Origin of the sequence: Roseibium aggregatum (genome assembly GCF_017309185.1) — a bacterium.
Classification (GTDB): domain Bacteria; phylum Pseudomonadota; class Alphaproteobacteria; order Rhizobiales; family Stappiaceae; genus Roseibium; species Roseibium aggregatum_B.
This window is the reverse complement of sequence record NZ_JAEKJZ010000006.1, coordinates 167277-180506: the sequence shown is the minus strand read 5'-3', so window position 1 is coordinate 180506 and position 13230 is coordinate 167277. Positions and strand designations below refer to the sequence as shown.

Sequence of the window (13230 nt, the reverse complement as noted above, 5' to 3'; positions counted from 1 at the left end):
TCAGATCCTTAAAACTTGAAGGGGATATAAAGAGCCAGATCCGTCCAGACATAGAGAATTGCAACCGAGACCAGCATCAGAAGCAGGAACGGCATCACGCCCCGCGACACATCCGCAAGCCGCGCTTTCGCCACCGACTGGATCACGTAGAGATTGAGACCGACCGGCGGCGTGATCAGCGCGCACTCCACCATCACCACCATGTAGACGCCGAACCAGATCGGATCGAAGCCCAGCGCCAAGGCAGCCGGCAACAGCACGGGCGTCATGATGAGAACCATGGAAAGGGCCTCGAAGACCAGCCCCATGATCAGGAGCACGACCGACACCACGAGGATGAACATCAGCGGCGTATCGATGTTCTGGCCGATGAAAACGGAGATATCCTGCGGAATGCGGTAGAGCGTGATCGCCTTGCCGAAGACCTTCGCCCCCGCGACGATCAGAAGAATGGCAACCGTTGTCGCCATCGACTCGAACGCGGCTTCCTTGAGACCCTGCCAGCTCAGCGATCGCAACAGGACCCCGGTGATCAGCAGGGCAAAGGCAAAACCGATCGCGGCTGCCTCGGTCGGCGTCGCGATGCCGGTATAGATGACCAGGATCACGATCGCCGCGAGAAGAATGGACGGCAAAGCCCTTAACGTGGCATTCCAGCGTTCCTCGGAGCTGATTTCCTGCACATCCTGCACATCCTGAACAGCCTTGAACCGGCGCGCGTAAATCATGGAAAAGATGATGAAGAAGGCCACGAGCAGCAGGCCTGGTCCGATGCCCGCCAGAAACAGCGCGATGACCGACTGTTCGGTAACGAAACCGTAGACGATCATCGGTATCGACGGCGGTATCAGAATACCGAGCGTGCCGCCGGCGGCCAGCAGACCGTAGACGAACCGCCGCTCGTAGCCCCGTTCGATCATCTCCGGAATGGCGACCGTGCCGATGGTCGCCGCCGTTGCGACGGAAGAGCCTGAAATCGCTGCAAAAATCCCGCAGGACAAAATGGTGGCAACCGCCAGACCGCCGGGAAAATGGCCGACCCAGGCGTGAACGGCGGCGAAGAGATCCCGGCCGACACCGCCTTTGAGGAGAATATTCGACATCAGCAGGAAAAGAGGCACCGACAGCAGGATGAACCCGTCGAGTGTCGAAAGGATCGCCTGAGGCGCCATCAGCGGTGAAAACCCGCCCAGCAGGAGAAGCGCCAGCCCGAGACCGCCGAGGGCAAAGGCAACCGGCACCCGGATCAGAAGCAGGGAGAACAGCGCGGCGAGAATATAAATCGTGGTCATGCGGTTGGCTCTTCTTTGCGATCCGCGTCGGAAGCCTTGGGCAGCTCAACAAGGGCCTGAACGAACAAAAGGCCAAATCCCACGGGAATTGCCAGTTCGGAAACCCAGGTCGGCAGATCGAGCATCGACCCGGTGGTCCGGCCGCGTTCGAAGGAATCCCAAAAGATGCCCCAGCCTTTCCAGGCGACGGCGGCACCGAAAGCGGCAACCGCGATCATTGCCAGACTGTGGCAAATCCGCTTTCCCACCGGGCCGAGGCGCTCGGTGACAACGTCGACGCCGATATGCCGGCGTGCTCCCAGAAGCCAGGGCATCGCCGTCATCGATCCCCAGATCAGGCAGAGCTGGGACAGTTCCGCCGCCCAGATGGTCGGCGCGACGAAGAGATAACGCGCCGTCACTTCATAGGTGAGCATCCCGCCGGCAAGAAGGAACAGGACCGCCGCCACCCAGGCAAACGCGAGCATAAGACAGGAATAGAGTTTCATTGCCCCACCGGAATGATGCGGAAAATTCAGAAGATCCCGTCAAAGAAGAAACACCGGCCGACAGGCGTCAAGGCCGTTTACCGCTTCAACGGCCGAAAAAGAGCGGCAGGACCGTTGTCCGCCGCTCGTCTTCGAAATTGCTCTGAAATTCGTTCAGAGATTGTTGGCCGCGTCGAGGACCGTTTTACCCAGATCGCCCGCCTTTTCGACATAGGCGTCATACACGGGTTGACTGACGGCTTTCCAGGCAGCCATTTCCTCCGCCGTCGGCGTATAGATCGTCATCCCGTTTTCCTTCGCTTCCTCGAAAGCGCCGGCCTCGATCTCCGACATACGGTCGCGAACTTCCTTGTCCGCCTTCAGCGCCGCCGCTTCGATGACCGCCTTGTGACCGTCCGGCAGGCCATTCCAGAAATCGGTGTTGATGAGGACGAGGAATTCGATGTCGGCGTTGTTGGTCACAGTGACAGTATCCATCACTTCCCACAATTTGCGCGATTTGACGCCGGACATGCCGGTCATGCCGACATCGACGGTTCCGCGCTGATAGGCAAGATACTGTTCGGAACCCGAGATCAGGGTCGGCGCACCGCCTGCCGCCGTTACGAAATCACCGAGGGTCTTGCCGAAGACACGAACCTTCTTGCCCTTCAGATCCTCCGGCGTTTTGATCGGAGCACCCTTGGACAGCATGATGGCTCCGCCGTAGGCCTGCCACCACAGAACTGTCGAACCGGTTTCCTTGATCGCTTCGTCCAGGGGGCCACGGACCGTGGAGCCCGGAGCTGTGGCGGCCCGGACCTTTTCCTCGGTGTCGAACAGGAACGGCTGGTAGAAAATGTCGACGGCCGGAATGTCGCCGACAAAGCGCGTCAGCGATGCCACACCCATTTCGATCGAGCCGGAACCGACCGCCGCCGGCACTTCCTTGTCCTTGTAGAGTTGCGCGGAATCATAGATCTCGACGGCAATCTCACCCTTCGAGTTTTTCTCCACCTCTTCCTTGAAGAGAAGAAGATTCTGGCCGAGGTGGCTTGTCAGCGGCAGCTGCAGCGAAATCCGCAGGGTCGTGTCCGCCGCGTTGGCGATACCGGTCGACAACCCAAGAGCGAGTGCGGCTCCAAGAGCCCAATTCATTGGTTTCATGTTATGTTTTCCTCCCGATAATGGCCCAGTCTGGACAGACTGCTTTTTTTGTCAATATCAGTTCACGGCAAAATACTGTATCGCAAGTGAAGAAGTTCATCGGCTCCAAACGGTATCCGGCACCATCCCGGTGACCGCCTGGCCGATCGCGACATAGGGCCCGCCTTGGCGACGCCTTGCATTTTGCGGCACACACGCAGATAACGAATTACGTCAACCTACCTCGACTGCCACTCTGACAGCCGACCGTCCGGATGCTCAGAAAATGAATTTCAGAGCCATTGCGTTGCCCATCGGACGCTTGCTCATTCTCATTTCACTGCTGATGATCCTGCCAGCGGTCGCGGACGCGTTTGCCGAAAATCCGGACTGGCAGGTCTTTCTCGTTTCGGCGGTGGTTCTTGGAACCACCGGCATTTTGATGAACATGGCCTTCCAGGGCGTAAGCCCTCCGGGCAATTTCCGGGAAGCCATCCTCTTCGTCAACGCGGCCTGGTTCGCCTTTTCCTTCGCTGGCGCCGTGCCGCTCTATTTCAGCGGTCTCGGGATAGACTTCACGGATGCGTTTTTCGAAACCGCCTCGGGTCTCACCACCACCGGGTCCACCGTTCTGACCGGCCTGGACACGCTGCCACCCGGGATATTGCTGTGGCGGGCATTGCTTCAATGGATCGGCGGAATCGGCGTGATCGCGCTCGGCATCTGGCTCCTTCCGGGCCTGAGGGTGGGCGGAAGCCAGCTTTTTGCCCTGGAGTCCTCGGAAAAGACCAACAAGCCCTACGGTCACATCGGCCCTTTCGTCTTCAGGCTGCTCGTTCTGTACGGCGGCCTCAGCCTCTCCTGCATGATGCTCTACCAGCTCTGCGGCATGACGTTCTTCGAAGCCGTCGTTCACGCGATGACGACGGTCTCCACGGGGGGATTCTCGACATCGGACCAATCCTTCGGCCAGTTCCCCGGCGTTTCGGTCTATTGGGTGGCAACCTTCTTCATGCTGACGTCGAGCGTTCCGTTTCTCTATCTGATCCGCGGCATCGAACGGAAATCCTTCAAGCTGGACGTGCAGATAGCATTTCTCTTCATCATCGTCGGCGCTGCTTCACTCGGTGTCTTCTATTTCGAACGCTACATCGTTCACGACACACCGTTCCACATGTTCACGCTTGCCGTGTTCAATGTGGTCTCCGTCATCACCACCACCGGCTACGCGGCCAACGACTATCTTCAGTTCGGCCCGGCGGTCATCGCGATCTTCTTCATGCTGACCTTTTTCGGCGGGTGCAGCGGCTCGACCTCCGGCGGCTTCAAGATGTTCCGGATCGCCATTCTGATCGGCTACATCCAGTGCCTTTTCCGTCGGATGGTACGGCCTCACCGGATCGTCGAACCCAGGTACCAGGGCCACGCGGTCTCCAATTCCGTTCTCGAGGGCGTACTGGTGTTCGCCGTCCTCTACGCGGGAACCTTCGCGGGTTTTTCCGTCGTCTACATGATGCTGGGCCTCGACCTGGAGACCGCCTTGAGCGCTTCGATCACCGCTCTTGCCAACGTCGGCCCCGGTGTGGGCGACACAATCGGCCCGTCCGGAACCTTTCAGTCCCTGCCGGACGTCGCGAAATGGTTTCTTGCCATTGAAATGATCCTGGGACGGCTTGAGATCCTCGCGGGCATTCTCCTGCTCACCCCGGATTTCTGGCTGGAATAGTCATCGTTCCGCGGAAAACCATCGCCGGCGTGACCTGTCCGGCGATGGTCTTAATCAGACGGTCAGGCCGTTGACCGGCCTGTGGGGGATAGACCGCCTGAAACCGCGATTACGGCTGCAGGATGGTGAATTCCTCCGGATCCAGCAAACTGTCCCGATTCACGTCCGCCGCCTGGAAGATGTCTTCCGTCATGGTCGGGTTGGCTGCCGAAATCTCTTCGAACGTGACATAGCCGTCCTGATCGGCGTCAACTGCCTCGAATGACATGCCCTGGGCGAGCGCCGCGGTGGACACGGCAAGACTACCCATCAGAACGGCGGCTGTAAGACGTTTGGACATGATATGACCTCCAGGTGTTTGGTATTGGTCAGGCATTTGCCCTTGCCGCGGCAGATCGCGCGGCGGAGCAACACCCCGCGTTCCGTCTGTTCGCCGAACCCCTGCGACCCGGTGAACCGGAACGGAAGAAACTCTGAGGGGCGATCGGGACGTTGGAACGGCGTCTTGGAGGTTGTGTCGAGGTAATCTTGTGACGCACCGGCCAATACGGTCAAACGCCGGTCAAGGTCATGACACTTTTGACCCGTTTCGGGCCATTATGCGGCTCGCACCCGTCAGGGGTAGTCGCGCGTGCCGAAAATGGCCGATCCCACACGAACGCAAGTCGCCCCGAATCCGATAGCCACCCGGTAGTCGGAAGACATGCCCATGGATATCTCGCTCAAACCGTTGCGGCCGGCAATTTTTTCAAGCAGCGCGAAATGCTCGCCCGGCGCTTCGTCGACCGGTGGAATGCACATCAGGCCGACAACGTCGAGGCCGACCTCGTCCCTGCAGTCGCGAACAAAACCATCGACATCCTTGGGGGCGATTCCCGCCTTTTGCGGCTCTTCGCCCGTGTTGACCTGAATGAAACAGGGCAGGTCTCTTCCCTGCTTCACCATTTCCGCCTTGAGCGCCTTCGCGATCTTGGGACGATCCACCGTATGAATGACATCGAAGGTCGCCACCGCCTCCTTGGCTTTGTTGGATTGCAAGGGGCCGATCAGGTGAAGCTCGATACCCTCGAACTCCTGTCTCAAGGCCGGCCATTTGCCCATCGCTTCCTGCACCCGGTTCTCGCCGAAAACCCGCTGGCCGGCTTCCAGAACCGGCCGGATCGCGTCGATATCGAATGTCTTGGAAACGGCAATCAGCCTGACGGATCCTTCCGCTCTGCCAAACTCGGTTTCCGCGGATCGAATCTCGGTCTTGACGTCTGACAGGCGGTCGGCGGCAGTTACCATGGAGAACTCCGGGAGAGAGGGATATCCGGCTTTACTTACATCCAGCGGCACGGCAGTCACAAGTGGCTTTCAGCCACGGCGCCGAACCGGAGGACTGCCCGCATACCGAGCAAGAAGACTCGTTTGATCGTTAAAATTTACAGGTTTGTTCATTTCTCTCGCCCATAAGTCGACGTCAGGCCGTTTATGTCGGGAGTTCCAAATTGGTCTCAGGTGGTGTCCGTTCTATCGCAATGCTGATCGCGCTGGCTTTGCAGGTCGCAGCGGCGAAGGCGGAAACATTCACCTTCGCGGTCGGTGAATGGCCCCCTTTCGTTGCAAGGGACTCGGCCGGTTTCGGGTCTCATGCGGAAGCGGTAACCCAGGCCTTTCGGAAAGCCGGGCACAATGTCCGCTTTGAATTCCTGCCCTGGCTGCGGTCGCTTGAAACCACGCGCCACGGCTCAATTCCCGCCAGCTTCTCCTGGGCATTCGTCGAAGACCGGCAGAAGGATTTCCTTTACCCCGAAACCCCTTTGGGAGAAGCCAGGGACGTCTATTTCTACCGCAAGGACCGGTTTCCCGAAGGTCTGGAACCGTTATCCTTCAAGGAACTCCGAACCCGTGGCCTGACCGTGGTCGGCATTTCCGGCTACTGGTATGAGGCCGCACTCCGGAAAGAGGGTGTAGTCTTTCAAGGTGTCGCCACCGAAGAACAGGCCTGGACGATGCTTCGGCACGAGCGAGCCGACATCTTCATCGAGAACGACGTTGTCGGGCAGGCGCACAGCCGCGAGGTTCTGCGGGAAGAGGCGGGCCTCATCCAGGGATCGCGGCCTATCCGCATCGTGCCGCTCTACATTCTTTTCAGCAAAGCCCATCCGGACGGCCGGCGCATGCTGGAAATCTGGGATGAATTCGGCAGCCGCAAACAGGTTTCCGCAAGAAGTTACGACTTCCGCAAGCTTTACGAACCCGCCTTAGCGGAATAAACACGCTTTCGGGCATTCAATCCTGCCTCTCAGGTTGACCCCGGACCGGATTTCTGGTGACAGTCCGGCGGTCAAACACTTAATAAATCCGCCTCCTCCCGGCGGCTAGAAAACGGCACACTTGATGGCAACGGAACGGTATAACGCGCGCGAAGTGGAAGCGCGCTGGCAGAAGATTTGGAACGACAAGGACGTATTCGTTACCCACAACGACGATCCCCGGGACAAATACTACGTCCTGGAAATGTTCCCCTACCCGTCCGGCCGCATTCACATGGGCCATGTCCGCAACTACGCCATGGGCGACGTGGTGGCCCGTTTCAAGCGCGCCAAGGGGTTCAATGTGCTCCATCCCATGGGATGGGACGCCTTCGGCATGCCGGCGGAAAACGCCGCAATGCAGAACAAGGTCCACCCAAAGGACTGGACCTACGACAACATTGCCGCCATGCGCGGTCAGCTCAAGATCATGGGCCTGTCCCTCGACTGGAGCCGCGAATTCGCCACCTGCGACGTGGCCTACTACACCCAACAGCAGCGCCTGTTCCTGAAATTCCTGGAGTCCGGTCTGGTCTACCGCAAGAACGCCAAGGTCAACTGGGACCCGGTCGACATGACCGTTCTGGCGAACGAACAGGTGATTGACGGCCGTGGCTGGCGCTCCGGCGCGCTTGTCGAACAGCGCGAACTGACCCAGTGGTTTTTCAGGATTTCCGATTATTCCGAAGACCTGCTGGAAGCCATCGAGTCCCTGGACCGCTGGCCGGAAAAAGTGCGACTGATGCAGAAGAACTGGATCGGCCGCTCGGAAGGCTTGCGCGTGCGCTTCGAATTCATCGATGCCGCACCCACCGGCGACACCGCCCTGGAGATCTTCACCACCCGTCCGGACACGTTGTTCGGCGCGTCTTTCATGGGTCTGTCTCCGGATCATCCGATTTCAACCGAGCTTGCGAAAACCAATCCGGAGCTCAAGGCCTTTATCGACGAATGCCGCCGCGTCGGCACTTCCGAAGAAGCCATCGAGAAAGCCGAAAAACGTGGCATCGATACCGGTCTGCGGGTCAAGCACCCGCTGGACGACAGCGTCGAATTGCCGGTTTACGTCGCCAACTTCATTCTGATGGATTACGGCACCGGGGCAATTTTCGCCTGTCCGGCGCACGATCAGCGTGACCTGGATTTCGCCCGTAAGTACGATCTGAGCGTCAAGCCGGTGGTCTTGCCGAAAAACGCGGATCCGGCGGCCTTTGAAATCGGCAACGAGGCCTTCACCGACGACGGCACGATTTTCAACTCCGGCTTCCTGGACGGCTTGAGCATTCCGGACGCCAAGGAAGCGGTCGCAAGGAAACTGGAGGCCATCTCCATAGGCGGCGCCCCCCAGGCGGAACGTCAGGTGAACTACCGCCTGCGCGACTGGGGCATTTCCCGTCAGCGGTACTGGGGCTGCCCGATCCCGGTCATCCATTGCGAAGACTGCGGCGTGGTTCCCGAAAAAGACGAGAACCTGCCCGTTCAGCTTCCCGACGACATCAATTTCGACAAACCGGGCAATCCCCTGGACCGTCATCCGTCCTGGCGCGAGACGACCTGCCCGAACTGCGGCAAACCGGCGAAGCGCGAGACAGACACCATGGACACTTTCGTGGATTCGTCCTGGTATTTCGCCCGCTTTACCGCGCCGGATTGCGACCAGCCCACCGATCCGAAAGCCGCCAACGGCTGGCTTCCGGTCGACCAGTACATCGGCGGCATCGAGCACGCGATCCTGCACCTGCTTTACTCCCGCTTCTTCACCCGCGCCATGCAGAAGGTCGGCGCGCTGGATCTGAAGGAGCCGTTCAAGGGCCTGTTTACACAAGGCATGGTCAACCACGAGACCTACCGTCTGGGCGATGGCGCCAATGGCCGCTGGGTTTCGCCGGCCGAGATCAGGATCGAGGATATCGACGGATCCCGGCGGGCCACGCTTCTGGATACCGGCGACGAGGTGACCATCGGCTCCGTCGAGAAGATGTCGAAGTCGAAGAAGAACACTGTCGACCCGACCGACATCATCGACACCTACGGCGCGGACACCGCCCGCTGGTTCATGCTGTCCGACAGTCCGCCCGAGCGCGATGTGATCTGGACCGAGGACGGCGTCCAGGGCGCCTGGCGTTTCGTACAGCGGGTCTGGCGCCTCATCGGTGAAATCGCGGAGAACAGCGAACCTCGCGGAGGATCGGCGCCAGCCCTTTCCGGCAACGCGTTGGCCCTGCGCCAGGCAAGCCACCGGACGCTGGCGGCCGTGACCGCCGATCTGGAAGGTCTCGGCTTCAATCGGGCCGTTGCCCGGATCTACGAGTTTGTCAATGCGATCGGCAAGGCCTTGTCCGAAGGGCTGAACGACGCGGCCATGGAATATGCGGTTCGGGAAGCCGCCGACTATCTCGTCCAGATGATGGCGCCGATGATGCCGCACCTGGCCGAGGAATGCTGGTCCGCGCTTGGCCACGATAATCTCATCTCCGAAGCCAACTGGCCGACAGTGGATGAGACCCTTCTGGTCGACGACACCGTGACCTATCCGATCCAGATCAACGGCAAGCGGCGCGGCGAGCTGGAAATTGCAAAAGAGGCTTCCAAAGAGGAGGTCGAAGCAGCTACGTTAAGCTTGGACTTCGTTCAAAAAGCTCTGGACGGAAACGCCCCGAAAAAGCTCATCGTCGTGCCGCAAAGGATCGTGAATGTCGTTGTTTAACAACACCTTCTTGAACAGGAGCGCAGTACGGACCGCTCTCCTTTGCGTCAGCGTCGCCGGACTTGCCATCCTGGGCGGATGCCAGGTCCGGCCGCTTTACGGCACCAGCACGGGAGAGTTCGGATCGGTCCCTTCACCCGTGGCCGCGGAACTTGCCGCGATCGATCTCGATTCGATTTCGTCGCGCTATGCAAATGACGATGCCGCGCGGGTTCTTTTCAACGAACTCACTTTCAAATTCGAAAGAGGCGCCGCAACTCCGCCGAAGAAATACCGGCTGCAGGTGCTGATGGATGTCAGCAGCGCCGAGGTCGGCGTCGAAGAGTTCGCCGACGTTCCCTCCGCCTACACCATGACGATGAACTCGACGTTCGTGTTGAGCGACCTCACGACCAACGAAACCCTTCTGACCGGCAAGACCTTCAAATCGGCGTCCTATGACTTTTCCAGTCAGCGCTTCGCCAATCGACGGGCCCTGCGAGACGCCAACGAACGGGTAGCGAAAGCAGTGGCGGACGACATCGCTCTTCGGATCGCCGGATACTTCTCCAGCAAGTCTTAAGCCCGTCCGAGGATCCCGCCATGGCCGTCCTGAAGGCAGCGGAAATTGACCGGTTTGTCGCCAATCCGCCGAAGGACGGTGGGGTCGTTCTCGTGTTCGGGCCCGATTCGGGTCTCGTTTCCGAGCGGGCGAGCCGCCTGGTTGCCAAGGCCTCGGAAGGCGATGACGATCCTTTCAACCTGATCAAGATCGACGCCTCCGAACTCAGTTCGGATCCAAGCCGACTGGTTGACGAGGTTCTAACGGTCCCCCTGTTCGGGGGAAGGAGAATCGTCTGGGTCAAGGATGCCAGCGGCAAGAACCTCAACCCCTCTGTCGAACCGGTCCTGAAGCTCGACGACTGGCAGACGCTGGTAGTTCTGGAGGGCGGAGACATCAAAAAGGGCGCCGGACTGCGCAAACTGATCGAATCCCACAAGCGCGCCGTTGCTCTGCCCTGTTACGCGGACAGCGACCGGGGCATCGATCACCTCATCGACGAGGAAACGCGGGAGGCCGGCCTGACGATTACCCGCGAGGCCCGGGCCGCGCTTCACAGCCTTCTGGGCGGTGACCGTATGGCCAGCCGGGGCGAACTGAAAAAACTGTGCCTGTACGCTCTCGGCAAGGGCCGGATCGAAAGCGAGGACATCGAAGCGATCATCGGCGATGCCTCCGCCTTTGAAACCTCCGAACTGATCGACGCCGCCGCTTCCGGCGACCTCGCCACACTGGACCACGGACTGGAGCGCCTGTCCGAAGCCGGATCGAAGGCGTCGGTCATCGCCAATCAGGCCCTGAAGCATTTTCAGCATCTTCACCGCATGCGCGTCGATGTCGATCAGGGAAAACCCGCCCAGGCCGTCATCGACGGCCAGCGGCCGCCGATCTTCTTCAGCCGCAAACCGAAATTTTCCCAGCAGCTCCGGATCTGGTCCCTACAGGACCTTGAGAAAGCCATGGGGATCCTGAGCGAGGCAACCCGGATCTCCCGTTTGAACGATCCGCTCGGCGTACCGGTGCTTTCGGAAGCCTTGCTGAAGCTCGGACGCGCGGCCAGGGCGAGAAGTCAAAGACGGTAAGTCTTTGTAATAAAAAAGAATTTACGCCAAACTGAAAATCAGAAATACAGCTGAGAGCCTCATCCTTCGAGACAGACCTTCAGTCCTCCCCAGGATGAGGATTTTGCTCAATCAAAAGCTCTCTGTTAGCGCGTTTCGACACCGAGCTTCTTGCAAATCTCGTCAAGTTGCTCCAGCGATGTGTACTTGATTTTGAGGTCCCCGGTTTCCTTGCCCGGCTTGTGGCCGACGGTGACCTTGAGACCCAGCGTATCGGTGAGCCGCTTTTCCAGGGCCTTGGTGTCGGCGTCCTTTTCCGCCTTCGGGCTGGAGGCCTTTTCACCCTTGAGCTTGGCAAGAGCGTCCGGATCCTGAGAGATCTTCTCCGCGTCGCGCACGGTCAGACCCTTCTCGACGATCAGCTCGGCCAGCGCCGCCGGATCCTCGACGGTGATCAACGCCCTTGCATGGCCTGCGGTTAGCAGCCCTTCCGCCAGATAGTCCTTCACCGAATTCGGAAGCTTCAGGAGCCGCATGGTGTTGGCGACATGACTGCGGCTCTTGCCGATGACTTTCGCCAGTTCGCCCTGGCTGTAGCTGAATTCCGCCGTGAGCTGTTCGTAACCCATCGCCTCTTCGATCGGGTTCAGATCCGCGCGCTGAACGTTCTCGATAATGGCGAGCTCGAGCGCTTCCTGATCGGTCACGTCGCGAATGATGATCGGCGCTTCATGAAGACCGGCCCGCTGCGCGGCCCGCCAACGGCGCTCACCGGCGATGATCTCGAACCGGTTTTCCTTGCCGGCCGCCGGGCGGACCAGTATCGGCTGAACGATCCCCTTTGCCTTGAGCGACTCGGCCAGATCGCCGAGGTCCTTTTCGGTGAAGGTCTTGCGCGGGTTGCGCGGGTTCGGCTCCAGGTGCTCGATCGGTACCTTGCGGCTGTCGCGGACAATCTTCTCCGGCGGGGCCGCCGCTTCAGGCGCGGAGTCTCCGATCAAGGCCGCAAGACCCCGGCCCAAACGCTTGTTCTTGACGTCCTTTTCCGCCATACCGCACCTTTTTCTTCTTATATTTCAAAATCTTGAAGCTAAATAGCGATCAGCAGGCCGCTGCCGCAGCCTCTCCTTCGCCGGTTCAGCGCCCAATGGCCTCAGGCAGCAACCCGACGCAACTCCCGTTCCCGCTGAATGATCTCCGAGGCCAGCCGTAGGTAAGCCTGGCTGCCGGCACACTTCAGATCGTAGAGCAAGGCCGGCTTGCCGTAGGACGGTGCTTCGGAGATGCGGACATTCCGCGGAATGATGGTGTCGTAGACCGCGTCACCCATGGTTTCTCGCACATCCGCCACGACCTGGGCCGACAGATTGTTGCGGCTGTCGAACATGGTCAGAACGATACCGTGAATGCTGAGCTCGGAATTAAGAGCTCCCTTGACCTGTTCAACCGTGCTCAGCAACTGGCTAAGCCCCTCGAGAGCGAAGAATTCACACTGAAGCGGCACCAGGATCGAATGCGAGGCCGACAAGGCATTAATGGTCAGTAGATTGAGTGACGGGGGGCAATCGATGAGGACATAGGTAAAGCCGGTTTCCTCGAACAGGCGCGACCGGCTGAGACTCTCGATCGCGGTGCGCAGACGAAAGGCGCGATCATTGGTCGCCGCGATTTCAAGCTCGAGGCCAAGCAGATCCATTGTCGACGGGGCGATCCAGAGACGTGGGACCGCGGTTTCCCGAACAGCTTCCGCGAGCGTGCAATCGCCGCTCAAGACTTCATAGGTGGACAATCCCCGATCCCGATGTTCGATACCGAGCCCGGTCGACGCATTGCCCTGAGGATCGAGATCGATCACCAGAACCTTTTCCCCGATGGCGGCCAGAGCCGTTCCGAGATTGATTGCCGTGGTGGTTTTCCCTACCCCACCCTTTTGGTTTGCAAGCGCGAGAACGCGCGGCGTTTCGGGAAGCATGCTCATCGCCACAACACCTTC

Annotated in this window: 12 protein-coding genes; 5 read left to right on the top strand and 7 right to left on the bottom strand. The window is 59.6% G+C overall.

Annotated features, from left to right (window positions below; all coding sequences use genetic code 11):
• Positions 1–8: 8 nt before the first annotated feature.
• The 3 genes from JF539_RS22700 to dctP form a co-directional block, all read right to left on the bottom strand.
• On the bottom strand, positions 9–1292 hold the full coding sequence (locus JF539_RS22700) for a TRAP transporter large permease (RefSeq protein ID WP_207143035.1): 1284 nt from the start codon (positions 1290–1292) through the stop codon (positions 9–11).
• The gene (locus JF539_RS22695; RefSeq protein ID WP_207143034.1) at positions 1289–1780 is read right to left on the bottom strand and encodes a TRAP transporter small permease; all 492 of its coding nucleotides are present in this window, start codon (positions 1778–1780) and stop codon (positions 1289–1291) included. Before JF539_RS22695 ends, JF539_RS22700 begins: the two co-directional genes overlap by 4 nt.
• A 153-nt stretch (positions 1781–1933) precedes the next feature.
• Complete coding sequence (gene dctP / locus JF539_RS22690; protein WP_207143033.1) at positions 1934–2926, bottom strand: TRAP transporter substrate-binding protein DctP; 993 nt, start codon at positions 2924–2926, stop codon at positions 1934–1936.
• Positions 2927–3191: 265 nt separating this feature from the next.
• Here dctP and JF539_RS22685 point away from each other — a divergent pair, with 265 nt between their 5' ends.
• Complete coding sequence (locus JF539_RS22685) at positions 3192–4631, top strand: TrkH family potassium uptake protein (RefSeq protein WP_209017517.1); 1440 nt, start codon at positions 3192–3194, stop codon at positions 4629–4631.
• A 109-nt stretch (positions 4632–4740) separates the two neighbouring features.
• Here JF539_RS22685 and JF539_RS22680 read toward each other — a convergent pair whose 3' ends face one another.
• Together JF539_RS22680 and JF539_RS22675 are read right to left on the bottom strand one after the other, a co-directional pair.
• On the bottom strand, positions 4741–4971 hold the full coding sequence (locus JF539_RS22680) for an EF-hand domain-containing protein (RefSeq protein WP_207143032.1): 231 nt from the start codon (positions 4969–4971) through the stop codon (positions 4741–4743).
• Positions 4972–5246: 275 nt separating this feature from the next.
• Positions 5247–5918 carry a YggS family pyridoxal phosphate-dependent enzyme gene (locus JF539_RS22675; RefSeq protein ID WP_207143031.1) on the bottom strand — a complete coding sequence of 224 codons (672 nt, stop codon included), beginning with the start codon at positions 5916–5918 and terminating at the stop codon, positions 5247–5249.
• Between the two features lie 203 nt (positions 5919–6121).
• Between JF539_RS22675 and JF539_RS22670 the strand changes: the two genes are divergently transcribed.
• The 4 genes from JF539_RS22670 (at position 6122) to holA (ending at position 11258) form a co-directional block, all read left to right on the top strand.
• A complete protein-coding gene (locus JF539_RS22670) occupies positions 6122–6889 on the top strand; it encodes a substrate-binding periplasmic protein (RefSeq protein WP_207143030.1) in 768 nt (255 codons plus the stop codon).
• A 124-nt stretch (positions 6890–7013) separates the two neighbouring features.
• Positions 7014–9635, top strand: a complete 2622-nt coding sequence (gene leuS / locus JF539_RS22665) for a leucine--tRNA ligase (RefSeq protein ID WP_207143029.1) — start codon at positions 7014–7016, stop codon at positions 9633–9635.
• Positions 9622–10197, top strand: a complete 576-nt coding sequence (locus tag JF539_RS22660) for a hypothetical protein (RefSeq protein ID WP_209017515.1) — start codon at positions 9622–9624, stop codon at positions 10195–10197. The genes leuS and JF539_RS22660 overlap by 14 nt, the downstream gene beginning before the upstream one ends.
• Before the next feature lie 20 nt (positions 10198–10217).
• Positions 10218–11258 (top strand): DNA polymerase III subunit delta, encoded by a 1041-nt coding sequence (gene holA, locus JF539_RS22655; protein WP_207143028.1) that lies wholly within the window; start codon positions 10218–10220, stop codon positions 11256–11258.
• A gap of 125 nt (positions 11259–11383) precedes the next feature.
• Here holA and JF539_RS22650 read toward each other — a convergent pair whose 3' ends face one another.
• Both JF539_RS22650 and JF539_RS22645 read right to left on the bottom strand, forming a co-directional pair.
• On the bottom strand, positions 11384–12289 hold the full coding sequence (locus tag JF539_RS22650; protein ID WP_207143027.1) for a ParB/RepB/Spo0J family partition protein: 906 nt from the start codon (positions 12287–12289) through the stop codon (positions 11384–11386).
• 101 nt (positions 12290–12390) lie between these two features.
• Positions 12391–13215, bottom strand: a complete 825-nt coding sequence (locus JF539_RS22645; protein ID WP_207143026.1) for a ParA family protein — start codon at positions 13213–13215, stop codon at positions 12391–12393.
• Positions 13216–13230: the final 15 nt, after the last annotated feature.

Bases quoted from the DNA above. Each gene is read 5' to 3' on its own strand.
- JF539_RS22680 (WP_207143032.1), bottom strand. From the start codon at position 4,971: ATGTCCAAACGTCTTACAGCCGCCGTTCTGATGGGTAGTCTTGCCGTG.
- JF539_RS22700 (WP_207143035.1), bottom strand. From the start codon at position 1,292: ATGACCACGATTTATATTCTCGCCGCGCTGTTCTCCCTGCTTCTGATC.
- dctP (WP_207143033.1), bottom strand. From the start codon at position 2,926: ATGAAACCAATGAATTGGGCTCTTGGAGCCGCACTCGCTCTTGGGTTG.
- leuS (WP_207143029.1), top strand. From the start codon at position 7,014: ATGGCAACGGAACGGTATAACGCGCGCGAAGTGGAAGCGCGCTGGCAG.
- JF539_RS22645 (WP_207143026.1), bottom strand. From the start codon at position 13,215: ATGAGCATGCTTCCCGAAACGCCGCGCGTTCTCGCGCTTGCAAACCAA.
- JF539_RS22685 (WP_209017517.1), top strand. From the start codon at position 3,192: ATGAATTTCAGAGCCATTGCGTTGCCCATCGGACGCTTGCTCATTCTC.
- JF539_RS22695 (WP_207143034.1), bottom strand. From the start codon at position 1,780: ATGAAACTCTATTCCTGTCTTATGCTCGCGTTTGCCTGGGTGGCGGCG.
- JF539_RS22650 (WP_207143027.1), bottom strand. From the start codon at position 12,289: ATGGCGGAAAAGGACGTCAAGAACAAGCGTTTGGGCCGGGGTCTTGCG.
- holA (WP_207143028.1), top strand. From the start codon at position 10,218: ATGGCCGTCCTGAAGGCAGCGGAAATTGACCGGTTTGTCGCCAATCCG.
- JF539_RS22660 (WP_209017515.1), top strand. From the start codon at position 9,622: ATGTCGTTGTTTAACAACACCTTCTTGAACAGGAGCGCAGTACGGACC.
- JF539_RS22675 (WP_207143031.1), bottom strand. From the start codon at position 5,918: ATGGTAACTGCCGCCGACCGCCTGTCAGACGTCAAGACCGAGATTCGA.